Annotated in this window: 19 protein-coding genes and 1 pseudogene; 17 read left to right on the top strand and 3 right to left on the bottom strand. The window is 48.4% G+C overall.

Annotated features, from left to right (window positions below; genetic code table 11):
* Positions 1-745, top strand: a pseudogene (locus tag PMX21_RS06390) (L,D-transpeptidase); the annotation flags it as partial.
* A 99-nt stretch (positions 746-844) separates the two neighbouring features.
* The gene (locus PMX21_RS06395) at positions 845-2986 is read left to right on the top strand and encodes a C39 family peptidase (protein WP_271758747.1); all 2142 of its coding nucleotides are present in this window, start codon (positions 845-847) and stop codon (positions 2984-2986) included.
* Positions 2987-3047: 61 nt separating this feature from the next.
* On the opposite strand, the gene PMX21_RS06400 is transcribed toward PMX21_RS06395, so the two are convergent.
* Both PMX21_RS06400 and PMX21_RS06405 read right to left on the bottom strand, forming a co-directional pair.
* Positions 3048-3989 (bottom strand): DMT family transporter, encoded by a 942-nt coding sequence (locus PMX21_RS06400; RefSeq protein WP_215675080.1) that lies wholly within the window; start codon positions 3987-3989, stop codon positions 3048-3050.
* A gap of 2 nt (positions 3990-3991) precedes the next feature.
* Positions 3992-5764, bottom strand: a complete 1773-nt coding sequence (locus PMX21_RS06405; RefSeq protein WP_271758749.1) for a phosphotransferase — start codon at positions 5762-5764, stop codon at positions 3992-3994.
* Between the two features lie 165 nt (positions 5765-5929).
* Between PMX21_RS06405 and PMX21_RS06410 the strand changes: the two genes are divergently transcribed.
* From PMX21_RS06410 to PMX21_RS06460, 11 genes are all read left to right on the top strand, one after another.
* Positions 5930-8101, top strand: a complete 2172-nt coding sequence (locus tag PMX21_RS06410; RefSeq protein ID WP_271758751.1) for an NlpC/P60 family protein — start codon at positions 5930-5932, stop codon at positions 8099-8101.
* A gap of 43 nt (positions 8102-8144) precedes the next feature.
* Positions 8145-10214, top strand: coding sequence for a L,D-transpeptidase family protein (locus PMX21_RS06415; protein WP_271758753.1), 2070 nt, complete (start codon positions 8145-8147; stop codon positions 10212-10214).
* Positions 10215-10481: 267 nt separating this feature from the next.
* A complete protein-coding gene (locus tag PMX21_RS06420; RefSeq protein ID WP_195520340.1) occupies positions 10482-11450 on the top strand; it encodes a glycosyltransferase family protein in 969 nt (322 codons plus the stop codon).
* Positions 11451-11464: 14 nt separating this feature from the next.
* Positions 11465-12289 carry a LicD family protein gene (locus tag PMX21_RS06425; protein ID WP_271758755.1) on the top strand — a complete coding sequence of 275 codons (825 nt, stop codon included), beginning with the start codon at positions 11465-11467 and terminating at the stop codon, positions 12287-12289.
* A gap of 3 nt (positions 12290-12292) precedes the next feature.
* A complete protein-coding gene (locus PMX21_RS06430) occupies positions 12293-13537 on the top strand; it encodes a lipopolysaccharide biosynthesis protein (protein ID WP_271758757.1) in 1245 nt (414 codons plus the stop codon).
* Positions 13538-13666: 129 nt separating this feature from the next.
* Entirely contained in the window at positions 13667-14773 is a 1107-nt protein-coding gene (wecB, locus tag PMX21_RS06435) for a non-hydrolyzing UDP-N-acetylglucosamine 2-epimerase (protein WP_055286591.1), read from the top strand.
* 300 nt (positions 14774-15073) lie between these two features.
* The gene (locus PMX21_RS06440; protein ID WP_271758759.1) at positions 15074-15778 is read left to right on the top strand and encodes a glycosyltransferase family 2 protein; all 705 of its coding nucleotides are present in this window, start codon (positions 15074-15076) and stop codon (positions 15776-15778) included.
* A gap of 1 nt (position 15779) precedes the next feature.
* On the top strand, positions 15780-16133 hold the full coding sequence (locus tag PMX21_RS06445) for a DUF2304 domain-containing protein (protein WP_055286595.1): 354 nt from the start codon (positions 15780-15782) through the stop codon (positions 16131-16133).
* A gap of 4 nt (positions 16134-16137) precedes the next feature.
* A complete protein-coding gene (locus PMX21_RS06450) occupies positions 16138-16932 on the top strand; it encodes a glycosyltransferase family 2 protein (RefSeq protein ID WP_271758762.1) in 795 nt (264 codons plus the stop codon).
* Between the two features lie 213 nt (positions 16933-17145).
* Complete coding sequence (locus PMX21_RS06455) at positions 17146-18687, top strand: DUF2142 domain-containing protein (protein ID WP_271758764.1); 1542 nt, start codon at positions 17146-17148, stop codon at positions 18685-18687.
* Positions 18688-18816: 129 nt separating this feature from the next.
* Positions 18817-20646 carry a hypothetical protein gene (locus PMX21_RS06460; RefSeq protein ID WP_271758766.1) on the top strand — a complete coding sequence of 610 codons (1830 nt, stop codon included), beginning with the start codon at positions 18817-18819 and terminating at the stop codon, positions 20644-20646.
* A 147-nt stretch (positions 20647-20793) separates the two neighbouring features.
* Here the strand turns inward: PMX21_RS06460 and PMX21_RS06465 are convergent, their stop codons facing one another.
* Positions 20794-23265, bottom strand: a complete 2472-nt coding sequence (locus PMX21_RS06465) for a glycosyltransferase family 2 protein (RefSeq protein ID WP_271758768.1) — start codon at positions 23263-23265, stop codon at positions 20794-20796.
* Between the two features lie 156 nt (positions 23266-23421).
* Here PMX21_RS06465 and rfbA point away from each other — a divergent pair, with 156 nt between their 5' ends.
* The 4 genes from rfbA (at position 23422) to rfbB (ending at position 26933) form a co-directional block, all read left to right on the top strand.
* The gene (gene rfbA / locus PMX21_RS06470; RefSeq protein WP_271758776.1) at positions 23422-24321 is read left to right on the top strand and encodes a glucose-1-phosphate thymidylyltransferase RfbA; all 900 of its coding nucleotides are present in this window, start codon (positions 23422-23424) and stop codon (positions 24319-24321) included.
* A gap of 95 nt (positions 24322-24416) precedes the next feature.
* Entirely contained in the window at positions 24417-24854 is a 438-nt protein-coding gene (locus PMX21_RS06475; RefSeq protein WP_040360074.1) for a DUF4869 domain-containing protein, read from the top strand.
* 9 nt (positions 24855-24863) lie between these two features.
* Positions 24864-25838 carry a hypothetical protein gene (locus PMX21_RS06480; protein WP_271758770.1) on the top strand — a complete coding sequence of 325 codons (975 nt, stop codon included), beginning with the start codon at positions 24864-24866 and terminating at the stop codon, positions 25836-25838.
* 75 nt (positions 25839-25913) lie between these two features.
* Positions 25914-26933 (top strand): dTDP-glucose 4,6-dehydratase, encoded by a 1020-nt coding sequence (rfbB, locus tag PMX21_RS06485; protein ID WP_271758772.1) that lies wholly within the window; start codon positions 25914-25916, stop codon positions 26931-26933.
* The last annotated feature ends 58 nt before the right edge of the window (positions 26934-26991 follow it).

Genomic DNA, 26991 nt, shown 5'->3' on the forward strand with positions numbered 1-26991 from the left:
CATGGCGACCGGGTGGGTCCTCGACGGCGGGACCTGGTACTACGCGACTGGCTCCGGCGCGCTGGCGCGCGGCCCCGTATCCGTCGGCGGCGTGCCCTACTGCTTCGACGCCCGGACGGGGGCCATGCTGACGGGCTACCAGACCGATGCGCAGGGCGTCCGCCGCTACTTCGGCAGCTGCGGCCCCCTTAACGGATGGGGCCTCGTCGACGGCTCCTGGTACTGGTTCGCGAACGGCATCGCCTCGACCGGCTGGCTTTACACCGGCGGCTCCTGGTACTGGCTCGACCCCGACGCGGGCGGCGCCATGGTGACGGGCCTTCACGCATGCAACGGCTCCGCATACTGGTTCAACTCCTCCGGCGCCATGGCGACCGGGTGGGTCCTCGACGGCGGGACCTGGTACTACGCGACTGGCTCCGGTGCCCTCGCCTCCGGCTGGCTCAACCTAAACGGTACGTGGTACTGGCTCGATCCCTCGACGCACGTCATGGCCACCGGGCTCCATGGGTGCAACGGCTCCATGTACTGGTTCAACGGCTCCGGCTCGATGGCGACCGGATGGGTCCTCGACGGCGGAACCTGGTACTACGCGACGGGCTCCGGCGCGCTGGCCTCCGGCTGGGCATATGTCGGCGGCGCCTGGTACTGGCTCGATCCCTCGACGCACGCTATGGTTACTGGTGTTCAGCAGATCGACGGGGCACAATACTCTTTTGCTAGTAATGGTGCTTGGCTCGGCTAGCAACTCTTCTTTAATTGCTTTTTTCTAATTACATATTGCTCTTAGCTATCCATTTGTAGACTATGTTTATGTAAAAATTGGTTACTACTGGGGGCTGACATGGCAAGGAAAAAGCGAATAACATTAATCCTAATCATTCTTTCAACTCTACTGCTCGCTGGGCCCGGTGTGGTTGATATCGCGAACGCAGAATCCATAAGCTCCTCCATCCCTACTGATTTTGAGCAGCAATCCGTCTCCTCGACTCTTAATTCTTCCGATTCAATCAATGATGGGTCTGCTCAAGAATCCGTTAAATGGAATCTGGGTTGGAATTCGTTTGACGGCAACTGGTTCTATGTGGATTCAGTCAATCCGGTCTCGTTGCATTCTGGCTGGCTCTATACCAATGGGGCCTGGTATTGGCTCGACCCCTCGACGCATGCCATGGCCATCGGGCTCCATGAGTGCAATGGCTCCGCGTACTGGTTTGACGCCTCCGGCGCGATGGCGACCGGGTGGGTTCTCGACGGCGGTACCTGGTACTACACGACGGGCTCCGGCGCCCTCGCCTCCGGTTGGGCCTACGTCGGCAGCGCCTGGTACTGGCTTGATCCCTCCACCCATGCCATGGCTACCGGCCTTCACGAGTGCAACGGCTCCCTGTACTGGTTTAATTCGTCCGGCGCGATGGCGACCGGGTGGGTCCTCGACGGCGGGACCTGGTACTACGCGACTGGCTCCGGCGCGCTGGCGCGCGGCCCCGTATCCGTCGGCGGCGTGCCCTACTGCTTCGACGCCCGGACGGGTGCCATGCTGACGGGCTACCAGACGGACGCGCAGGGCGTCCGCCGCTACTTCGGCAGCTGCGGCCCCCTTAACGGCTGGGGCCTCGTCGACGGCTCCTGGTACTGGTTCGCTGACGGTATCGCCTCGACCGGCTGGCTTTACACCGGCGGTTCCTGGTACTGGCTCGAGCCCGACGCGGGCGGTGCGATGGCCACCGGGCTCCATGAGTGCAACGGCTCCATGTACTGGTTCAACGGCTCCGGCGCGATGGCGACCGGATGGGTCCTCGTCGGCGGCACCTGGTACTACGCGACGGGCTCCGGCGCCCTCGCCTCCGGCTGGCTCAACCTAAACGGTGCGTGGTACTGGCTCGACCCCACGACGCACGCCATGGCCACGGGCGTTCAAACTATCGGATCATGTGAATACATATTTAATAGTACCGGCAAGATGATGGCTAATTGCTGGTCAAACGGTGATGGGTCTTGGATGTATCATTCGTCATCCAGCGGCGCAATTGACCTTAAAGGCATCATGACCGATTCGGGAATCCAGCTGATTGACGACGACGGTAATGCCAGAACTGGTTGGATTGAGAGTCAGGGTGCTCGATATTATTGTTCTGCTAGTGGAGTAATTCTGACTGGGTGGCAGCAAATTGCTGGGTCTTGGTATTACTTTAACCCGGATGGTCGAATGGCGACCGGCTGGCTTAACGATGGCAGCAACTGGTACTGGCTGGATTCCGCTTCTGGCGCGATGAAAACGGGATGGCTTTCCCTTGGGGGCACATGGTATTACCTTGATGTCGCACGTGGGGGAGTAATGTTGAGTAACGGTTGGTATTGGATCGGCTCTACTGACTACAAGTTCAGTTCATCCGGCGCAATGGTTGGCGCTTGGGTCGATGTCCCGTGCTATTCGCAGTACCCGGAACTTCCTACTGGCTGTGAGTCGGTTGCCCTTACAAACTTGCTTAACTACTATGGTTTCGGTTTAGGAAAGACGATTATTGCGGATTACTATTTGCCCAAGGGAAGCAATGGCAATTTTGTTACCGCTTTTGATGGCAATCCAAGGCGTAGCAGCGGGGGTCTCATGGGATGCGTCGCACCTGCGATTACTATTGCTGGTAATAACTTTCTGCGTGCTGCTGGAAGTGGCAAGCAGGCAAAAGACGTCTCTTTCTCGTCAATTTCTTCCATTAAGAACAGACTGACCTGTGGTCAACCTGTTGAGATGTGGAATACCGAGTGGGGAAGTTGGCCAGGAGGCCGTTATGCTGCACGTTGGTATAATGGGCATTCTTATGGCCTGTGGGGCGGTAATCATGCCGTAGTCCTTAAAGGCTATGATGACGAGCAGGGAATTGTCTATCTTTCGGATTCGATTAACGGCAATGTTACGCGAAATGCCCAGGTGTTCTTCGGCACATGGCAACAGATGGATAGCCAGGCCGTGGTAATTGAATAGCCATGATGCTAAAAGGGGAGAGCTCGACGAGCTCTCCCCTTTTACTACATTGTTAATCTAGCTACGCCGTCTTATTACGTTCAAATAGTTCGTCCCAGTTACTGGCTGCCAAAACTGTTCCGCATACAATTACAATGCAGCAGATTACGGATGCCATGTCGGGAATTATTCCAAGCAAGATCAGGCCAAAGACCACCGACCATGCCGAATAGGAGATATTCAGAGCCATCGCACGCGCTGCTCCGATTGCTGCAATGCCCTTGTAATAGAACAGATAGGATGCAGTTCCCGCGAGTCCGGCGAGTGCAATAATCAATGTGGGCATGCTCGGGATAGCACCCAGCGTGAAATGCCATGCTCCGAAGAGGGGGAGTACGAGCACTCCATAAACAAGCGCACTTGTAGTTTCGCGGATTTGCAAAGCCGTTTCGTCATCAACGGCATCATCTTTCATTCCCCATGCGCACAGCACCGCTTCGGATCCCCATCCGATAACGGCAAGCACCGCGCCGAGTAAGCCGAGAGGGGCATTTGCAATCTCGCTCGACCCGGCCGATAGATAGCCCATCGTCATTACGCCGCAAAGAGCAACGAGAAGGGAAAGAATCTGTCCTTTGCCCATTTTCTCTTTCAGCAGCACGAAAGAAAGGAATGCTCCGACCGCGGGATAGAAGGCGGAGATGATTGCCGTATAGGCAGCTCCGATGTTATTAATTGCCAATACGTAGCCGGTCATCCCGATAGGCCCACCGAGCAGAGCGCCGGCGATGACGACCTTGCCCGAACGAGTTTTAAGTGCAGCGAGCGTGTCTTTTAATCTGCCTCGAACTCCCATGTAGCCAAAGAGCCAGATTGCACAGAAGGCATCATGGAGAAAGGATCCCGCAATGGAGGCGCATGCAAGCGCTTCCGCCGATCCAATATAGGGCGCGAGCGCCAAACCGATTCCAAGAATTACTGTATCAAGGCCCCAAAGAAGGCCGCTAAAAAAGCCGAATTGCATCGTTACTCACCTTTCCGATAGATCTCCAGTGCCTTTTTAAGGTATTTGGCACCGTAATTGAAGTAGATATAGAGCCACTCGCCCACGAAGTCACCTTCGGTTTCTTTCAGAAGAGACCAGAGGTACCAGCACCATCCTGCAAGGGCAATGTGCGCATAGTTATGCGCAACTTCGTTGTTTGTTGCCTTGCGCCCAAAATATGCATCAAGCGCGCGGTCGACTTCATCTTCGGAAAGCTCGCAGCAGACACTGCACGTTCCAAAATCGTTTGCGTAATCGCTCATGCCAGCATATTCCCAGTCAATGAGATAGTACTTGTCGTTCTCATCGATAAGGAAATTTAGGTAAAAGAAGTCATTGTGGCAAAGGCATTTTGGTGCATTATCGGCCTGTACAAAGCGCTCCAATTCATCGATTTCGGCGGACATTTCCCTGTAGCCTGGAATGTCGATGGGACCTTTTTCCAGAAGAAGTGATTCGTAGCGCTTCGCTTCGAGGTAGAAGTCAAATTCGGTTTCGACATTTGCACCACTCTCGTGAAGCGAACGACACATCTGCATCATTCGATTCATTTGGGCAGCATCATGCGGATCAGGCTGCTTTGCGTTGGGTACAAACTTCGAAATTTTCCAACCACGCTTTGGGTCCTCATGAATGAACGTGTCGTCAAGGCCGAGTTCCTTGGCTTTTTTAAGTGCGGCTACTTCTCCATTTCTGTTAATAAGCAGTTCGGTCCCGACTCCCGGATGGCGGTAAACGTACTCTCCGTCATTGGTTCTAAAGTGGCACGATAGATTCGTAAGACCTTGTTTAAGGGGATAAACGTCGTGAATCTCTGATTTGGAGCAGCCGAGCACTTGCTCGATGTTATCGAAAATATCGGAGTCAACGTTTTCGATAAAATGCGGATCAAAGGCACGCAGCTCATCAAGAGAATCGAATTCGTTGATCTCGCCCTCAGGATACTTCTTGATAACCATATCGAGCTCCTTGATGTGCTCGATATATAGATCTTCCCAAAGCTTGTCCGTTGTTTCGGGCTTGTTATATTCCGTTTCGAGAATCTGCTTAAATGCAAACGAGAAGGCTTTATCAAAGTAGACATGTCCGAGCATATACCAAGCATCGGAACCGCCAATCGTAACATTGGTGATTCTGTCCATTGCTCCGGTTTGAATGCACCATTCTTTGGTGTCGCCTTCAGCATATTGAGCAGAATAAAATGCTTTCCAAACGTATGCTTCAAACGGATTGTTTAGAAGGTAATCATCGCTTGAGCAAATATAGGTGTTGCCAAGCCGCTCTTTTACGCACATAAGCGATGCGTGGTTATTTTTGGATGCATATTCGTTGTTGACGACAATCGAGACGCCGAACTTGCTTTCGAGATAGAAGAAATATTCTTTTTTATAGCCGACAACGACGGTGATATTGCTGATACCTGCGTCTTGCAGCTGCCTAATCTGACGTTCGATGAGAATCTCACCACGTACCTTTAAAAGGCCTTTGGGCTTTTCATACGAAATGGGAGCAAAGCGGCTCGAAAGCCCCGCAGCCAATATCACTGCGTTTTCAACCTTATAGGGGTGAAGTGCTTCGTAACCGCCGTCGGTTAGGTTGTCCGATTCGAGAAGCCCCTCATTCGTGAGCTCTTTATTCGCTGCGTTTACCGATCCAAGTGAGAGGCCAGTGCGCTCGGCAACTTCTCGCTGGCTAGCATATGGGTTCTTTAGGTATTCGTACAGAACAGTAAAGTTACGCTTGGTCAGTTCCACTGCAGGCCTCCAATTAAGATGTTCATTGCTTAGGGAAAGAATAGAATGATTGAACGTTATGTTCAATTTAATATATTTATCTACATAGACTGAACAGACAGTAACGAAAATCAATCCTGGAATGTGGATTAAAATAAATAAATGAGATATCTGGGAGGGTCGCTTATGTATCGATTCGAAATGAAGGCCACGCTTGTTTGTGCTGCTGCGTCATTAATCACTGCTTGCTGCTTGCCCCTGAGTGCGAATGTCGCGTTTGCACGGGATTCCGTTGAGGCTCAGAGTATTGAGTCAAAAGCGGATTTTTCTTCGGTGGTTTCCGATGATTTGCAACCTGATAATTCTTCCGTCATAAAAGATGGCTGGCAACGAGACGAGTCGTCTGGAGTTTGGTATTACGGAAAAAACGGTAAACACCAAACTGGCTGGCTGCAAAGCGGGGGCTATTGGTATTGGCTTGATCCAGCCAATGATGGTGCAATGCAGACAGGTTATTTCAATGTGACCGATGCTGTCGGATCGACTGCTTCGTTTTATGCGAATGACGGCAATGCCGCAACGCCTTTTGGCGCGCTATATCAGAACTGCTGGCTACGTAACTCAGATGGAAATTGGTTTTATGCCAATGCTGGAGGCGATTTAGCTGCTGGTTGGTTTTATCAAGACGGCACATGGTATTACCTGGATCCTGCCACCCATATAATGCAGGTTGGTTTTGTCGACCTCGGGAGCGGGAAATACTATTTAGATGCCACTGGTGCTATGAAAACCGGCTGGATTCTCGTTGACGGGAATTGGTACTGGGCTTATTCATCGGGTGCCCTTGCTTCGTCATGGCAAATGATAGGTGGTGCTCGCTATTATTTTGACCCACAGACGTTCATTATGTTCAAGGGTCGTCAAAAGATTGATGGAAGAACCTACATTTTTGGTGACTATGGCCTCGCAAATGGATGGTACAAAGACGGAGCAGATTGGTATTACTGCTCTAACGGTATCGCGGTCACTGGCTGGAAACTCGTTAACGACACTTGGTATTATCTCGACCCGGCTTCCGACGGCAAAATGTCCGTTGGATATTTAGACCTTGGTAGCGCAGCATATTATTTGAACCCTAATGGGGCTATGGCTGTTGGCTGGGCTCAGTCCGACAACGGCTGGTATCTAGCCTCTCAATCTGGTGCGCTTATTTCTGACTGGTATAAAGAAGGCGCGAGCTGGTATTACCTGGACCCTGTTAGCCATCTCATGAAAACGGGCTTATTTGAAGTGGGCGGCAACGATTGTTTTGCAAACCAGAGCGGTAGGCTTGTGGTTTCAAGATGGGTTACCGTTAATGATGGCGTTGAAAGATACGCTGATGATAATGGATATCTTTGCAAGGATGTGATTCGCGAAAACGGCACTATCCTAAAAACCGCTGGAACTGATGGCTGGCAGGTTGCGTCCGGCTGGGTTAATGTCGCAAATCTAAGGTTTTACGCTGAGCCCGGAACGGGTGCCATCCATCTTGGATGGCTGCAGATTGACGGCGATTGGTATTGGCTTGATGCCGATTCTGGCGTGATGAAGACCGGATGGGTTTTTACTGGCGGTGCATGGTATTACCTAAACGATGACGGAAAAATGGCAACTGGTTGGAAATGCCTGAATGGAACATGGTATTACCTTGAGTCCAATGGAAGCATGCATGTTGGCTGGCTTAAAGATTCGGGTAAGTGGTATTGGTTGGACGGCAGCGGCGCTATGGCAACTGGTGCAAGAACCATCGATGGTGTTCGCCGAATTTTCTGGAGCGATGGCCAGTGCGACAAAGTTGGCTGGCAAAATCCTCCGCAGTATCCTCAGGTCAGCTCTTGGACTGTTCAGCTGCCAAGCTATTGCACCGGATACTTTACCTATGTCAGCCCCTCTCGCATCTCCGCCGAAGCAACGCGGGAAGATTGCGTGAACGCCTTTATCCAGCGCGCCTATGAGTATATCGGTACGCAATATATTGAGCCATGGTCTACCGCTCCCGGTGGAGCTGTTGATTGCTCTGGTTTTGTCTTGCAGTGCCTTTATACTACTGGCATGGATATGGGTGTTTACAACCCTTATAACCATCGCTGGGATCCAAGCCAAACCTACAATTCCATGAATTGGTATCGAAGCAATATCTTTATGCCCGTGAGCACGAACTCGGTTCAGCGCGGCGATGTGATTTATTACCGTGGGCATATCGCAATTGCACTTGGCGGCGGTATGATGATTGACTTCTGGCCTCATCAGGGCGTCGGAATTCATCCCATTAGCGCAAGGGGAAATGTGATCGGCGCAGCCCGTCCATTTATTTAATTGATTTGCTGTAAGACGGTCGATATCGGTTTGGGGGCCTGAAATGAATGTCCAGATTGAACATCGAATTTGTTGGCGAGTAATTGGCTTGATGCTATTTTCCGCCTTGCTCTCAGTTTCAGTTCCCGCATTTTCTTGCACTGCTTATGCCGTGGAAGAGGGGGCGGATAACGGTGTCGTTGACCGCGACTCGACAGGAGGGTCGGGAGCATTTGTCGATGGCGGTTGCTCTCAAGATTCCAGTGATTGTGCCGGCAAAACATCGGAAGATTCGAACCAACAGGTTGTCGAAAGCCAAGAACCGTCGAGGACAGAAAAGCTATCTGGATGGCAATGGAACGGTTTGTCCTGGTATTACTATCTTGACGGCTGTCGTTTGACCGGAATGCAGAATATTGACGACTCGTTGTACTATTTGGACCCCGCTCGTGACGGTGCAATGAGCTGCGGCTGGATTTTTACTGACAATAAGTGGTATTACGCGAGTCCATCAGGCGCTTTGGCAAGTGGCTGGCAGTTTATAGGAGGTCAATGGTACTGGTTTGACTCCCTTAACAGCTGTTCTATGGCTACTGGTCGACGTGTTATTGATGGGCATCCTTATCTTCTTGGAGCCTATGGGCTGATTAATGGATGGTGTCTTGATAACGGTTTATGGTATTGGGGTTGCCATGGTGAAGTTTTAACAGGCTGGCTCCAAGCTGACAATAGTTGGTATTGGCTTGATCCCGCCAATGATGGCGCCATGTCTAGGGGTATCGTTTCCGTCGGTTCGTCTCGTTACTATTTATCTGATTCCGGCGCAATGGTTGTAGGCTGGGCGTTTGATGGTACGGACTGGTATTACGCTGACGGTTCCGGCGCACTTGCGTCGGGCTGGCGTTCGGTGAACGGCGCTTGGTATTGGCTTGATGTCGCAAATGACAATAGAATGGTTACCGGCTTTTATGTCATCGGATCCAATCGGTATCATTTTTCTTCAACGGGAGCGCTGTCACTCGGCTGGTTTATGAGCGATGGAGACTGGTATTACGCTGAGCCTTCTCATGCCTCGGGCATTGTAAAGACGGGATGGCTGAAGGACGGTAGTCAATGCTATTATCTCGATCCTGCCGCCGACGGTAGAATGCTGCTTGGCCATTTCTCTGTAAATGGGAAAAGCTATTATGCAAAAGCTTCAGGCGCTGTTGCTTGTCGTGAATGGGTAGATGCTCAGGGCTCGTATGCAGAAGAGCCGTCTAAGGCTTTTGCTGGTTCTGATTGCTCATTGTGTGGAGCATTGCGTAATGGAAAACTGTTTACATCAAACGGCGATGGCGAATTAGCCGAAGCTCACGGGTTTGTGACGCTTGGGGGCTGCAAGTTCTATGCTGATCCAACCGATGGCTCCCCCTGCGTTGGGTGGAAGAGCGTAAATGGAAAATGGTATTTCTTTGATGAGACCGCTGGCTATGCACGATCTGGCTGGCTGTACAAGGATAGCTCCTGGTTCTATTTGGACCCATCTACCTACGTTATGAAAACCGGCTGGCTTTCCGTTAACGGATCTTGGTATTACTTGAATTCGTCTGGTTATATGCAAACAGGGTGGCTTAACCTGGGGGGTACCTGGTATTGGCTTGACGCTAGTGGCGCCATGGCTACTGGCTGGCGCGTTGTGGACGGATCCTGGAATTACTTCATGGCCAACGGTGCGTGGGTGTCAGACTATATGGATGCTAAAGCTCAAAGTTATTCAAGCAATACAAATTGGTTGATACTTGTCGATACGTCACGTTGTGTTACGAGCATTTATACTGGGTCATGGAATAATTGGACCTTAAACCGTCGATATGTATGCTCGACGGGCAAAGCCAGCACACCTACGGTGAAAGGGGAGTACCAAGTCTACGGAAAGGGATACTCCTTTGGGCATGGATATACTTGCTATTACTACACGCAGTTCTATGGTGATTACCTGTTCCATTCCTCGCCCTACTACGTTAACAGCAACCGCGTGATGGATCCCACGATGGGTGTTCCATCCTCTGCGGGATGTGTTCGCCTTGAGATTCAGAACGCAAAATGGATTTACGATAATATTCCTTATGGAACAAAAGTTGTTACGTATTAAGAGATTTCTGCATCAATATCTTCAACGGAAGAATAAGTCGCATGTCTTTTGTAAGAGGGTCAAGTTTCGTACTGGTTTGATGAATGGACGATTCATCAAAGATATCTACTAAGTGGATTAATTAGTCTGGGCATTGGAGTAATTCAAGAGATGAAAAAAACCTGTTTTGTTCTTAGTGGTAATGCGTATCTATGTCCTTATTTGTTCAACTTTTATGTCGATAATACTCCCGGGGAAAAATACCTTGTCTACTGGAATAGGGATGGCGTGGAAGAGACGCTAGGGTCGATTAAGGGCATTGAATATGCTAAGCCCTGCCCAGATACTGGTTTATTACGCAGGCTTTACAGTTATTTTGCCTATATGTTGTTTGTAAATAAACAGCTATTAAATAGTGATTTTGATCACATAGTTTTACTTAATACTATTGCTGGTTATTTTGCGTTTCCTGCACTGCTTATTAAGTATCGCAAACGCTATGTAATGGATGTTCGAGATTACGGAGGAGAGTTTAATCCGATTCTGGGCCTCATGTCTCGCGCTATAGTGTCCTTTGCTGGAATCGTGGTGCTTTCATCACGTTTTTATGCCGCTTTTCTCGCCCCTTCTGAATACAGTTATGTCCACAATCTACAGCGACCGTCATTCTCTGATCTTGATGCTAGTTCATGTGTGAATAGTTTAAATGGCAATCCTTCTTTACCGATCGTGATTGCATTCATTGGTAGTGTTGGCCAGTATATTGAGCAACATGTTAAGTTGATTAATATGTTTAAAAATGATTCACGTTTCCGTTTGATGTTTGCAGGAGCTGGATCTGAAAAGCTAAAGGATTATTGTAGAAATAATCACGTAGAAAACGTCCAACTGTTAGGGAGGTTTGCACCTGAAAAAATGTACTCTTTATATACAGGAGTCAACATAATCCACAATCTGTACGGCAATGGGGATCCATTTCTCGATTACGCTATTTCTAACAAAATGTATATAGCTGCCCAGCTTCATATGCCAATTCTTGTTTGCCCGAATACCGCAATGGAAACAATGGCAAGTGATTATGGTATTGGTTTTACACTTGATTTAGATAATACAAATGTTAATTGGCCCGATTTATTGTTCGAATACTATACCGGTCTAGATTCGAATAGCTTTATTAAGGGTTGCGAGAAATTGTTAACCGATGCATATGATGACAATCAGAACTATTCGGATAGATATACTTCGTTCATTTCTTAAGGCTTGGTTTTTTAATGACGAATGAAATTCTTTCTTTTGATGCGGTGAAACACGAAGAACTGAAAATCTTGGTGGAATTTCACGATTTTTGTGAGAAATATAATTTGTGCTATTCGCTGTCGTATGGAACTCTAATCGGTGCCGTGCGTCATAAGGGTTTTATCCCCTGGGATGATGATATAGATGTTGTCATGCCGCGGAAGGATTACGATAAATTTCTTGGCCTTGTTCAAAGCGGTAGGTTCTCTCCGTGGCTTCGCGTTCAGGCTACAGAGATTGATGGGTATTTACCTTCATTCGCAAAAGTAATTAATCCTATGATCTCCGTTCGGACAGAGAGGGATCGCCCTTCAGTTCCAGAATGGCTTTGGATAGATGTGTTCCCAATTGACGGTATATCCGATTCAAATCTAAAGGCCACTATTATGTTTTATGAAGTGAAATTGCTTGATTTGATTTGTATTGTATCAAGGCTCAACTTCCATTATCCACATCCGATTAGCATGAAAATTCTCATGACTATTTTTTATCCCATTTCTCTAGTGCTGCCTATAGAGAAATGGGCTTCCGAGCGTTTACATAAACTTTCAAGAAAATATGTTATTGGCGAAACAAAGAGAGCGGGACAAATCGGATGGGGGTTTGGTCTCAGGGAGGCATTTCCAAATAGTTATTTTACGGATGTAATGGATGCAGAATTTGAGGGCCATCAATTTAAAATCCCAACTCATTATGATGAGATGCTTACTCAACTTTATGGCGACTATATGATCATTCCTCCTGCTGATAAACAGGTGTCTCATCAATTAACTGCATCAGTTAATTCAAGAACGGAGTAATTGTTGGGTTCCGATAAAGTTCTTTCGATAAAGTCTAATATTTTATGGAGTTCTATTGGCTCGATTATCGGTTTATCTTGCCAATGGTTAATAAGTGTGCTGGTGGTTCGCCTATCCTTTGGTTTTTCTGATGCTGGCTTATACTCGCTTTCGATGTCTGTCTATGGCATTTTTTTCCCAATTGCTCAATATAGGATGTATACATATCAAGTTTCAGATGTTAATGGGGAAAACACGGTAGGGGAGTATCTTTCCTTTAGATTACTAACCATACTTTTATCACTTGTTTTGACTTTTGCTTATTCGCTATTTACATGTCGCCCTGTTTCCGTTTTCTGCATTTTTCTCTACGGCTTATATAAAAGCGCCAACCAATTGATAGATGTCCTTCATGCTGCTGATCAGCAGTTTTCCCGGATGGATTATGTTGGAGTCTCACTTGCGCTTCAGGGAGCCTTGTCTCTAGTTTTTTTCTGTGTTGCTTTATCTTGCTTTCGTTCGGTGCCGCTAGCTATATTTGCAATGTTTATTGCGGTCGTATTAGTTGGATGGTTTTACGATTTGCCACGAACTTCCGCGCTAACAAGCATTGTTGTTGGAATTAGCCGAAATAAGGCAAAGCGATTATTGATAACATGCTTGCCGGCTGTGGTTGCTGGCATAGCGGTTTCCGCGTCATCGTCAATTCCACGCCAATATTTATCTTCTGCATTGGGGGATTCTGCTCTTGGGGTCTACTCATCTATTGCGGCTCCTATTGCTATCATTCAAATGGGTGTTTCATATTTGTATAACCCCCTGCTCGGTTATTTCTCGAAAAGTTATTCAGATAAAGACAGGCGTTCTTTCTTTCGCCTATGCTTTGCCTGCTTACTTGGTGCGTTAATCATCGCCGTTGTGTTCGGTATTGGTTTTGAGGTGTTTGGAAATAGCTTATTTTCATTTGTATTTGGTGATGAAATACTACCTTTCATGTATTTAGTTCCACCTATGATAGCTTCTGCTGTTTTGACTGGACTGATGTGGCTTGTCAATGATTTGTTGATTTCATTTAGGTATTTTTCGCATACCCTTGTTGCTGGCGTGTTGATGTTTATCGTTTCACTTAGTTCAATGAAGTATTCCGTAGAAGTATTCAATTTAAATGGTGTTACAGTGTGTAGCTTAATATCTTGTCTTTTTGGACTTGTATATATGGTTGTCGTATTGTCTATCTTGTTGAGACGTCATTTTAATAATCTCGTTTAATTGCATCATCTGATTTCAGGGCGAATTGCTCTCTCCCTGACTTCTCCCTCTGTATTATTTAAATAATTATTATTTGTTCGTAATGACTATATGTATTTCAATGGTTTTTTTAAGGGGCTGGTTCTTGAAATGAAAAAGGTAATGCTAGTTTTCGGAACTCGTCCGGAAGCAATTAAGATGTGCCCACTTGTGAATGTGCTCAAAACTCATCCGGATGATTTCAGTACCGTTGTTGTCGTGACTGGTCAACATCGGGAGATGCTTGAGCAGGTTTTGCATGTCTTTAATGTGGAACCCGATATTGACCTAGCAGTCATGAAGCCTGGTCAGACTCTTTTCGATGTTACGTGTAACATTCTTCTTAAAATCAAGAAGGTTCTTGAGGGGGAAAGACCGGATGTCGTGCTTGTCCATGGAGATACCACGACAAGCTTTGCTGCAGCCTTAGCTTGTTTTTATCTGCAAATTCCGGTCGGTCATGTTGAGGCTGGTTTACGCACACATGATATTGGCAGTCCTTGGCCAGAGGAGTTTAACCGCCAAGCAGTTGACATCGTGAGTCAATATTATTTCGCACCAACCGAGGTGAGCAGACAAAACCTTCTCGATGAGGGAAAAAGACCCGATAAGATTTGGGTTACAGGTAACACGGGAATTGATGCACTTCATACTACTGTGGATCCGGAGTATTCACATCATGAGCTTGACTGGGCAAAGGGTTCTCGTTTGATTCTTATCACCGCACATCGCCGCGAAAACCTTGGTGAACCTATGCATCGCATGTTCCGTGCTATTCGTCGCGTAATGGAAGATTATCCCGATACCAAAGCTATATACCCTATTCATATGAATCCTCTTGTTCGCAAGGCTGCCCATGAAGAGCTAGATGGATTTGATCGACTGCATATTATTGACCCTCTTGAAGTATTTGATTTTCATAACTTTATGGCTAAAAGCTATCTGATACTTACTGACTCAGGCGGTATTCAAGAAGAAGCGCCAAGCCTTGGCAAGCCTGTTCTTGTCATGCGTGACACTACTGAGCGTCCTGAGGGCGTTAAGGCGGGGACTTTGAAACTTGTTGGCACAGAGGAAGATGTAATTTACAACGAGTTTAGCAGGTTGCTCTCGGATGTCTCAGAGTATGAAGCGATGAGTCACGCTTCCAATCCTTATGGTGATGGCCATGCAAGCGAAAGAATCGCTTCGGTTCTTTCTGACGGTCATTTACGATGAGCCGTGCTAGTAGAAACTTAGCTATATTTGATTAAGCAACTCATCTGTCTAGTTCTTTTCTATAAGATTCGTGGCATTTGCAAGAGGGTAGATGCAGGACACTTTGCGGCTATCACAGTGGTCACTACGCCGACCACAGATTGTCGATGGTGTTAACAGCTATAGTGTTTATATGTTCTAGGGCTGTTGTGGATACTGTGTTGCCTATCATGCTAGCTCCTTGCATAACATGTTGTTCGTCTTGTTGGTGCTACTTTTACTTTTAGCTAAGGATAACGGGCTATCATTGAAAGGTTGTTCATGAGCAATCATTATAGGGTGCTAGTTATTGTGCCTGCTTATAATGAAGCTGAATCAATTTGTGCGACAGTTAAAGCCGTGATTGATTCAGGATATGATTATGTCGTGGTCAATGATGGTTCAACTGATAACACGCTTGAGATTTGTCATGCTAACCATCTCAATGTACTTGATCTACCGCAGAATCTTGGCATTGGAGGGGCTGTACAAGCCGGTCATAAGTACGCTAAAAAATATGGATATAACATCGACGTTCAGGTGGATGGCGATGGGCAGCATGATCCTTGTTTTATTTCCAGTATGGTTGAGCAGATTGAAGCTGGCTGTGACTTGGTTATCGGGTCTAGGTTTCTCGAGCGAACTGGGGGGTTTCAGTCTACGTTTTTACGCCGAGTGGGTATTTCATGGCTTACTAGGGTGATTAAAATGTGTACTGGTAAGTACATAGCTGATCCGACATCTGGATTTAGGGCCTGCGGACCGAAGGCTATTGACTATTTCTGTAAGAACTATCCAGTTGATTACCCTGAACCCGATTCTATTGTCTCAGTGCTTGCTCGTGGTCTGTCTGTATCTGAGGTTCCCGTTGTCATGAAAGAGAGACAAGGGGGCTCATCATCCATTTCGGGCTTTTCGAGTGCCTATTACATGGTCAAAGTTACCCTTGCAATTATTATTTCCGCATGTTCAAAAACGAGGTGTTAAAGTGCCGGTAACCCTTCGCGTTTCTGTAGCAGCGGCCTGTATTTTACTCGCTGCATACGTAGTTAAGCTTATTGTGAGTGGCAGGCTCCAACTTAAGTATTCTCTATTGTGGCTGGCGTTGGTCCTAGTCCTAGTCCTGTCTGCTCTATTTCCGCAGCCCCTGTGTTATTTATCGTCGGCGATGGGGTTTGCCACGCCTTCCAATTTTATATTTGTTCTGGGGTTTGTCTTTGGAATCTTAATCATGCTTTCACTTAGTTTAATTGCCAGCAAACAGGCCGATGCGATTAAGAACTTAACTCAACGAGTTGCATTGCTTGAAAAAGATATCGAGAGCATTCTGAGGGATAAGTAGTTCTATGTTTACGTGTAATGATCATACATTCGTAGTTTGCGCCTATGGCGAATCACCGTATTTGAGCGACTGTATATCGTCTTTAATGAACCAGCAACAACCCAGTAGGATCCTTATCTCTACTTCTACTCCGAATAAGCATATTGAGCAGGTTGCTTCTAGCTATAACTTGCCTGTATTTATTAACAATGGGATGCCAGGGATTGGTCATGACTGGAATTGTGCAATTTCCCATGCTCAAACTCCATTGGTCACCATTGCTCATCAAGATGATCTGTATTCCCCTAATTATTCAATTGAAATGCTTCGCTCTGTTAACGCCTCCAATCATCCCCTGATCTTCTTTTCTAATTATGGGGAGATTCGTAATGGGGAATATGTCGATGACATCTCGATTCTTAAAGTGAAAAGAATAATACTAAGAAAATTCGCTCGAGTTGGTAATTCATCTATAGTCAGAGACAAGCGTCGGGCTTTGCGGTTTGGATCTGCGATTTGCTGCCCTTCGGTCACGTATGTTATGTCTAATCTCGAGACACCTTTGTTTTCGAGTGAGATGAAGTGTGACTTGGACTGGGAAGCGTGGGAGAGATTCTCGCGACTTGAAGGTTCTTTTGTTTATTCTCCCGAGATTCTCATGCGTCATCGAATTCACGAAGAATCTGAGACGACCTCCTTGATCCAAAATAATACACGGAGCTCCGAAGACCTTGCTATGCTTGAGAAATTTTGGCCTAAAAAGGTTGCGAAAGTAATTCATCGACTATATTCAGTCAGCATGAATAGCAACACTCTTTAACGTCTCTGTGTTGAACGTTTCCTCTGAGTCAGTTGGCGAGCGCTTCGTGTATGACTGAATTCGGATATTAGCCTCCGAAGTCGGATGCTACGGCACTGTTCATGCGTTAATATCATCGACGCAAGCTCTGAGAAAATAATTAGCTTGTTGATATACTTGCTGCCACTATATTTAGTTGCGCTTATGTGAGTTTTGAAATTTAAGGATTCCAGCATGACGAGTTTTGTAAGATGTAAACCTGCTTTTCTTGCTTTTGCCGGTTTATTTGCAGTTTATTCAGTATTTTGGTACTTAAATAATCCTAGATTGCTTGTTCTGCTTACAATTGCGATTTCGTTAATTATAATTCTCGTACTCGGCAGCGTATTTGCTAGGGATAAGGATCGCCTTAAAAGTGAGTGGGTATTCTTGGTACTGCTCATATCATTTTTAATCATATTCTGCTTTATATTCCCTCCCTTCACCGCGCCCGATGAGGGCCATCATTATTTTTCGACTTATTGGTTGGTTGATAGCCTTCCATTTAATGCCCATGTGACTAATGACGGTGCTTTTCTGGTGCGAGATATTGATTACGCGCTATACAATAGCCGCCAACCGGGCGATGCAATTAATTCAGCTTCATTTGATTCTGTTATTGATGGTTTTTCACTATTTGGAAATGGGCAGCTGGTTCCTTTCAGTGAATTTTCTTTTAGTGCCGGCGGCGAGAATATTACTGCAAAACTGGGCTCTATCATTGGCTTGCAGATAGGGTTGTTCTTTGGACTTGGAGCTTATCCCGCGTTCTATATGGGTCGAATTGGTTCGGCTCTCGTTTTTTGCTTCTGCGCTTTCCAGGCATTTCGAATCGCACCTAAAGGCAAATCGGTCATTGTATTCGTTTCATTGTTGCCCATGACGCTTCATTTGGCAGCTTCATATTCCTATGATTCTGGAATCATTGCTTATTCACTTCTGGTATTCGCATGTTTGATGCGCGGTTTTTTTGGCGAACAGCGGTCGATAGGCAAAAGAGAAGTCTTTATATATTTAATCATTTCGGTTCTTTTGGCTCCGTGCAAGGTTATCTATTCAGGGTTGATTTTACTTGGATTGTTCGTCCCTCTTTCTCAGTTCCTTGATGAGAAGACCGGGCGTTTTAGCAAGTTCTTGTTGATCTTTTGCGTTGTTGTTTCTGTATTGGCCTTACGTTTGGCGTCGATGAGCAGCTTGGTTTCTCAGCCTTCAGATTCCTCTCGGGGCCACGAAGCGGGGCAGTTATATTCGCTCGGCGATATTCTGCTGCATCCAAAGAATAGTTTCCTTGTTTTATGTAGAACTCTCGACTCCCTAGGTGATTTCTATTGGGAAACGACCTTGGGCTATTCTCTTGGATGGCTTCAAGAGAACTTGCGTTTCCCTGCATTCTATATGATTCCTTATTTGTTTTTTGGGTTTATTTGCTGCCTTGACTCTAGTGATGAGCCTTCGTTTCTTGCTGCTCCAGTATCCTTTCTTTTCATTTTTGCTTTCCTTTTGGCTGCACTCGGTTCCATTGCATCGATGTGGTTGGCATGGACTTTCAACTATGAAAATGTAATACAGGGTGTTCAGGGGCGCTATTTTCTTCCGGCTTTACCAGCTTTGTTGTTTGGACTAAGAACTCGATTATTTAGGTTCAACTCTTCTTCCATTTCTGTTGTTACTCTTGGCGTCTGTGCTATGAACTGCCTATATCTTATTCGCTTTATTAGCGTCGCCTCCTGTTTGTAGATTCATCTCGCGTGCAGTTGCTTTGGTAATTTCTTTTAGTTGGGGGACTTCGTCTCGGGGTTGAGCAGGCCTGGTCTATCAAAGGCTAATTTGTTTTATGGGAAAAGTGTAATGATGAGAAATTGTTATTTGAGTTTTATCGGTGTGGTCTGCCTTGCATCAATTTGTTTCACGCCTCTTTTATGCCCCACGATTGCTTTTTCATTACCCGAAGATTGTGCGGTTCTAGGCGCTGATGATTCTACAGATCAATCGGTACAGGGCCCAGTTGGGCCATCGGATGGTGATCGGTTACCTTCTGATTCGGTTAACTTCAAAGCGTCTATCGATTTGTCGACATATGAATACACTGGTGATGCGATTACTCCGAGTGTGTCGGTTTTTGCTGATAGCGGGTTAAATCTTACATGTGGGACCGATTATGAAGTCTTTTATGCGAATAATGTTGCACCTGGCTGTGCTGATATAGCTGTAAATGGGCTAGGGGACTACGCTGGCGCTACCACCCGGTTGTCGTTCCAGATTGTTCGCTCTTCTGATAACAAAATCGCCCTTCCTGGTTCTTGGGTCTGCGAAAACGGTAAATGGTGGTGGAGATATGAGGCCGGTGGTTGGCCGTCAAACTGTTTTCTGACTATTGGGGGAGCCGAATATTATTTTGATTCCGAAGGCTACGCAGCTACTGGCTGGAGATACCTGAGTGATGGATGGCACTTATTCTCTGAATCCTGTGCGCATTTGAAGGGATGGGCTGCCATCGACGGTCATTGGTTCTTCCTTGACGAAACATCAGGTTCAATGAAGACCGGTTGGGTTTTAGACAATCATAACTGGTACTATTTGAACGGTTCGGGTGCTATGCATACTGGCTGGCTGCTCCTTGGCAATACTTGGTATTGGCTTGAGCCTTCCGGATCAATGGCTACGGGCTTTAAACATGTAAACGGCAGTTTGTATCATTTTTCTCAATCTGGATCCATGAACACTGGTTGGTTTGTTGACGATGGGACATGGTATTGCGCCAATGGCTCTGGAGCGATTCGCACAGGATGGTTTTACTTTGATTCTAGCTGGTATTTGCTTGATTCCAATAATAATGGCGCCATGCTCGAAGGATTTCAGTCTGTAAATGGTAATTGGTACTATTTGGATTCGGATAGTGGCGGCGCATTAGAGTGCAACGCCTGGGTCTTCTCGCAAGATGGAAACGCATATTATGCGTGCAGCAGTGGTGCAATTGCGTTAAAGGGTGTCAAGGACAGCGTGGGCGCAATTAAGCTCAACGACGCCGAAGGAAAGCCCATGGTAGGCTGGTATTGGTCCTCCGCTGCTCAGGCGTGGTTTTACACGGATCCAGACGGGGTGCTACAGCGCGGTTGGCAATTAATTGGCGGGAAGTGGTATCACCTCGATAACGAATCTGGCGTTATGAATACAGGCTGGTTCCGCGATGATGACGGGCTATGGTATTACCTTATGTCGTCAGGTCAAATGGCAACTGGCTGGAACAGTATCGAGAATGGCGAGTATTTCTTTAATGCTGCTGGTGCTTGGGTAGAGCCCGAGCGTTCTGCCCGTACTTCCTTTCAGTCTCAAATTGTTAGTCGCTGCTACAACGTTCCTTCTCCTGGAGTGGGATTGTGCTCGGAGTGGGTTAGCGAGGTTTTTTATCCCGTGCTGGGGTCTTATCCCAACGGTGACGCATGCGACATGTTTTGGAATTGGTGTCACAGTCGAGATATATCGCAGCTTAAGGTTGGAATGATTGTTGCGGTCCCTACTCATACGCATACTAATGCGGGGGCTCGCTGGGGACACATTGCTATTTACGTTGGTAACGGTATGGTTATGGATAACATCGGTTACATTAGGACGACATCACTGGCCTGGTGGCTGAACTACTACCACACTACCGCTACGCCTCAGTGGGGCTGGGTTTTAAATACGCCATTAGAATAAGATGCTCTCTGACTGTCGAGTGGAGGACAACTTATCACAATTGGGGAACCCACAATAGGGGAATCGAGGGTTAATCCTCGATTCCCCTATCTAGCTTAGACACACGCTAATTTGCCGTGATTGAATAAGGGAAGAAACGCCAACTTTTTATAAATGATAATAACGATTCGCAGGTTCCCCAACGGTAAAGTTTGGATTCATATAGGGATCGCCTTCGACGTAATGCTTAGCCCAGCGATAATTCATGTATGCGACCTCTTTGTGGAAGCGAATCTGCTTCTCCGTATTGTTTTCAACGCCTCTAGAAATCGACTCGTAGTGATAGAGCTCGACTTCGGGTGTGTATACGATCAGGTCGTTGATCTCGCGTAGCTTTAAACAAAAGTCAACGTCATTAAATGCAACTTGAAGCTCTTCCGTGAAACCTCCGACTTTCTCATATTCGCTACGCTTGGTCATTATGCAAGCTGCAGTGACGGCGCTGAAGTCTTGTTGTGCATCGTTGAGTGCAAAGTAGCCCCAGTTATCCTTTGGCATGCTTTGGCAAAGATGCCCCGCCACGCCACCAGTGACGCATAAGCCCGCATGCTGAATGGTGTTGTCGGGATAGTAGAGTTTTGCACCAACTGCGCCTACATCCTCACGTGCGCAGATGCCAAGCATGGTTTCTATCCAATTGGGCGTAATTACCTCTGTATCGTTATTCAACAGTAAGAGACAGTTTCCTTTGGCGTGAGCCACGCCAAAGTTCATGAGCTTGGAGAAATTGAATTCGTGTTCCCAAGTTACAAGATGAACGATGTCAGGATATTTTGCTTGCAACTTATCGTAATAATCGAACGTCGCCTTTTCTGTGCTGTTGTTTTCGATTATGACAAGCTCGTAATTGTCGTACGTTGATTTTTCAACAATTGACGTAATGCAGTTGTCCAGAATGTCGGCGTGGTCTTTAGTCGGAATGATAATCGACACGAGTGGATGGGAATCTGGCACAGCGTAGGTTACTTTATATGTAAAGGGACGACGCGCTTGTTCGACCTTCGCATTGAGCCCAAGCCTGTCCAAATGACCCTGGACCGCTTTGATACCTGCGATAGTGGCATACGGCTTGCTATCGGCATTTGCTGCGGTGGAGGTCTCGCTTAGGCGCCAGTGATATAGAACCTTTGCAACATGATGAACTTTCCTTGCCTTTTCCACGGCGCGGAGAGTCAGATTATGATCCTGTGCTCCATCGAACTCTTTCGTGTTCGGTTCTAGAGTGTCAAGCAGAGACTTACGGATGGTAAGCATATGGCAGATATAGTTATTGTTTCTGAGCAGATCGATATTGAAATTCGGCTTAAAGAACGGCTGCGCTAGCTTTCCATCGGGCATGAGTTTATCTTCATCACAATAGAGAAGATCGACGTCATCATCGTTTTCAATTGCCTCGGCATATGAGAACAACAAGTCCGGTTCAAGAATATCGTCATGGTCAAAGAAGCTAACGAAATCACCCGAAGCGATGGCAACGCCGGCGTTTGTGTTTTCGGAAATGCCCTTATTCTCGGTAAGGTTAATTGATTTAATTCTGTTGTCGTGGGCCTTCTCCTGCTCAACGCGAGCCTTTAGTTCCTGATTGTCAGGACTCGCATTAACTAGGATGAGCTCCCAGTTTGCATAAGACTGGGTTTTTACGGATTCGGCCATATCGTTAAAGAACGAAATGGGCGTGTTGTAAAGAGGGACAATAACGCTGAACTTCGGAGCGCTGTTGAAGACGATTTTTCTCTGTTTCTCCAGAGCGCCGATGGTTGCCTTATGTTCCGTGAACCATTCGGGGTATTCAGGGTCAAACTGCGCATGGGTAAAGAGAAAGTTGGTCTCCTCAAGAAGCAAGCCTAATTTATCGGGCGTTAAGCAGTCGAATGCACTGAATGATGGGTGATTTTGATCGTCAATAACAAAATAGTAACGATCGAACGCTTTTGGCATACGAACCGAGAGCTGCGTTTCAAGTTGCTTTTTCTCAGATGTAAATCCAACGCTTGTTACATTTGAACCGAAATTGACGATGCTCAAATCAACTTCATTGAGGGCTCGATCGAAACAACGAAGTTTGATTTGCGAGTCGCTACGATAAGGAGTTCTCACCGTGCACCTAAGGATATAGTCGCTTGAATCTTCGATGCACTGCCAGAAATCAATCGTTGCCATGTCAAACTCTGAAACGTCATCGTAGTTTCGGAGTTTGCTGCACATGTCAGGTTTAATTTTGTAGTTAAGGCGCGACTCCCATTTGATGTTCTTGCAATTTAGCGAAAGGGAGTCGCTGCTCAGGGTGCGACCGTCTTGGCCGATTTCGCTAAACTCAATTTTGATGGTGCGAGCATCGGGATCGGGGACTACAAGGACGTATGAGTTCGAGTCACAACTATTGTCCCGGAATTTTAGGAGGGATAAAGGTGAGCGGCGGTTATCGTCTGTAGCCGCCTGGGCTGTTACGCTGGAGCCTTTATGGATGCCTTCAATCTTAAGCTGCTGGTAGATTTTCCAGTTTCCTCTGCATACTCCGGTTGTTTCGACTCGCATTGTTTGCCTTTCGTTTGTTGGACACTGCTCATTGTACTTTTTCATTTGTTGCCTCGCTAGAAATGCAGAAAGAGTTGCGTGTTTCTGCTGTCCGATTTAAATAAGAAGACGGGGAGGTTGCTGCCGGTGCGTATAATTTAATTAACTATGCATCTGAAATTAGCGGCTTTTGCTCAACGATTGTCAATCGAGAGGATTTTTATGAAAGGCATCATCCTCGCCGGCGGGTCCGGCACGCGCCTGTACCCGCTCACGCTAGTCACCAGCAAGCAGCTGCTGCCGGTCTACGACAAGCCCATGATCTACTACCCGCTGTCCACCCTCATGCTGGCGGGCATCAAGGACATCCTGGTCATCTCCACGCCGACCGACCTGCCCAACTTCCAGCGCCTGCTGGGCGACGGCTCCCGCTTCGGCGTGAGCCTCTCCTACGCCGAGCAGCCCAGCCCGGACGGCCTCGCGCAGGCCTTCACCATCGGCGAGGAGTTCATCGGCGGCGAGCCCTGCGCGCTGGTGCTCGGCGACAACATCTTCTACGGCAACGGCCTTTCGCGCCACCTGACGCGCGCCGTCCAGAACGCCGAGTCGGGCCGCGCCACGGTCTTCGGCTACCACGTGGACGACCCCGAGCGCTTCGGCGTCGTGGAGTTCGACGCGCAGGGGAGGGCCGTCTCCATCGAGGAGAAGCCCGCCCAGCCCAAGAGCTCCTACGCCGTCACCGGCCTGTACTTCTACCCGGGCGACGTCGCCGCCAAGGCGCATGAGGTCAGGCCCTCGGCCCGCGGCGAGCTCGAGATCACCACGCTCAACCAGATGTACCTGGAGGAGGGGACGCTGTCCGTCGTGACCCTCGGCCGCGGCTACGCGTGGCTGGACACCGGCACCATGGAGAGCCTGCACGAGGCGGCGGAGTTCGTCCGCGCCGTGGAGCACTCCCAGGACCTGCCCGTGTCCGTGCCCGAGGAGATCGCCTGGGAGAACGGCTGGATCACGACCGCCGAGCTGGAGGAGGCCGCCAAGGCCTACGGCAAGTCGGTTTACGGGCAGCACCTGAAGAAGGTCGCCGCCGGCGAGATCGTCAACAGCCCGCGCGAGTACTAGCGCCAGCTTGTTTTCTTTTAGGGGTCACCGTTTATCTGGTGGCCCCTTTCGTTATGATTACGTTGACCATAAAGATAATATGATTGGGAGTGGATGTGTTAAGCGTCTACTTTGGCGATATGCCAGAAGCGATTTACAACACAGCGACATATTTCAAAAACTCTTACCGGTCTACTTGGATTACGGATCCCTATGCAGTCTCGATAATTAAAGATGTCGATCGATCGGATGTTGTCTCCGAAAACGTCATCGAAAGCCCCGTGCTTGGATCCATCTCCCCACTCCAGCTTTCTGGTGGCGTGAAAACGCTGCTGCTTATGAGATTTGATCGTAAGCATATTTTTAACGCCTCTACCTGTGGTGACAACTGTGCCAAGTGGATTCTTGACATGGCGAAAGACCGCAAGCTCGTTGTGAATCTCTATCATGTGATGGACTTTGGTCGCGAGGATTTTAAAATTAAAGTCGTGAATAGCGGCCGAATCGTTCACAACATGGCCGAATTGATTCACGAGTCAATTCCGTATCTGTAGGTGCTGCTTATGAACGGTTCGCATCTCGTTAAGATTTCCCGCCGCAGGGGAACCAAGTACACATTTACCATCAAGCGGAACATCACTATTGTGCGTGGCGATAGTGGCACGGGTAAGACGACACTGTTTGACATGGTCGCAGACTACATGCGAACGGGCGAGCAGTCGGGTGTTTCCTTGCAATGCGATTGTCCCTGTGTCGCCCTGACCGATTATGATTGGCGAAACCAGCTTTCGTCCGTTCATGACTCGATTGTATTTGTCGACGAGGGCTTAAAAGAGATCCATTCTGATGAGTTTGCCCATCATGTGCTGTATTCCTCGAATTATTTCGTGCTGATCTCAAGGGCTGATTTCCCCAATCTTCCGTATAGCGTGGATGAGATTTACAAGATTAAGACGAGCGGAAAATACCATTCTTTCGTCCCTGTTTATCAAGATCGCGGGAATCATCGTTATGCTATTTCCCGGTCGGCGCCAAAACAGGACTTTTCTATCCTTCTATGCGAGGACAGTAAGTCTGGTTTCCAGTTCTTTGAACGGCATTTCGCTGACAGTGAGCTTACCTGCGCTTCGGCCATGACGAACAGCGCGATTTTGGGCTGGTTGGATCAGCATTTCGACGATCGCGTGTTTGTTGTCGCGGACGGAGCGGCATTTGGGTGCCATGCGGACCGCGTCCTTAAGCTGCAAGACATTCATCGCGATACTGTTACGGTTTGTCTTCCCGAGTCATTCGAGTGGCTTCTGCTGAGCTCTGGCGTAATTTCAAGGTTAGATGTTAAGACGGTTTTGGAAACCCCAGAAGCCTTTGTAAACAGTGAGAAGTTTAAAAGCTGGGAAGACTTCTTCTATAAGTACTTACGCGATAAAACCGGGAATTCGGTCTTCCGGTACGACAAAGACTGCATTCCGGAGGCGTTTTGTAGGGGAAGTAATTCTGCGAAGGTCATGGCTCTTATCGCATGCCGAAATGTCCGATAGTTTTGTTGAATAGTGCCGCGGCGTCACTTCCTGCGGCATACTAAAGAAGCTGTACTTGCTTCAGATTGGATTTTCATGTCTGAGATTTTTGAACCTAAGAACATCATCGTCACGGGCGGCTGCGGCTTCATCGGCAGCAACTTCGTGCACTACGTCGTGAACAACCACCCCGGGGTGCACGTCACCGTCCTGGACAAGCTGACCTACGCCGGCAACCCCGAGAACATCGCGGGCCTGCCGGCGAACCGCGTGGAGCTCGTCGTCGGCGACATCTGCGACGCCGGGCTGCTCGACCGCATCGTCCCGGGCCACGACGCGATCGTGCACTACGCCGCCGAGAGCCACAACGACAACTCCATCGCCGACCCCGAGCCGTTCCTTCGCACCAACGTGGAGGGAACCTTCCGCCTGCTGGAGGCAGTGAGGAAGCACGGCATCCGCTACCACCACGTCTCCACCGACGAGGTCTACGGCGACCTGGCGCTCGACGACCCGGCGAAGTTCACCGAGGAGACGCCGTACCACCCGTCCTCGCCGTACTCGAGCACCAAGGCGAGCTCCGACATGCTCGTGCGCGCCTGGACCCGCACCTATGGCCTGCGCACCACGATCTCCAACTGCTCCAACAACTACGGCCCCTACCAGCACGTGGAGAAGTTCATCCCCAGGCAGATCACCAACATCGTCGACGGCGTGCGCCCCAAGCTCTACGGCCGCGGCGAGAACGTCCGCGACTGGATCCACACCGAGGACCACTCCTCGGCCGTCTGGGACATCCTCACCAAGGGCCGCATGGGGGAGACCTACCTCATCGGAGCCGACGGCGAGAGGGACAACATCACGGTCCTGCGCATGATCCTTACGGCCATGGGCCGCGACCCCGAGGACTTCGACTGGGTCGCCGACCGTCCCGGCCACGACCGCCGCTACGCCATTGACAGCACGAAGCTCCAGCGCGAGCTCGGCTGGAGGCCGGCCCACACCGACTTCGCCGAGGGGCTCAAGGCCACCATCGACTGGTACGTGGCCAACGAGTCCTGGTGGCGCCCGGCCAAGGAGGCCACCGAGGCCCGCTACCGCGCCCAGGGGCAGTAAGACCGCATCCCGGCGAACCGCACCGCGGGGCGCCCGCGCGGGGACGCAGGGCATGGGG

The organism is Collinsella aerofaciens (assembly GCF_028209885.1).
In the GTDB taxonomy this organism is placed as follows: domain Bacteria; phylum Actinomycetota; class Coriobacteriia; order Coriobacteriales; family Coriobacteriaceae; genus Collinsella; species Collinsella aerofaciens_BA.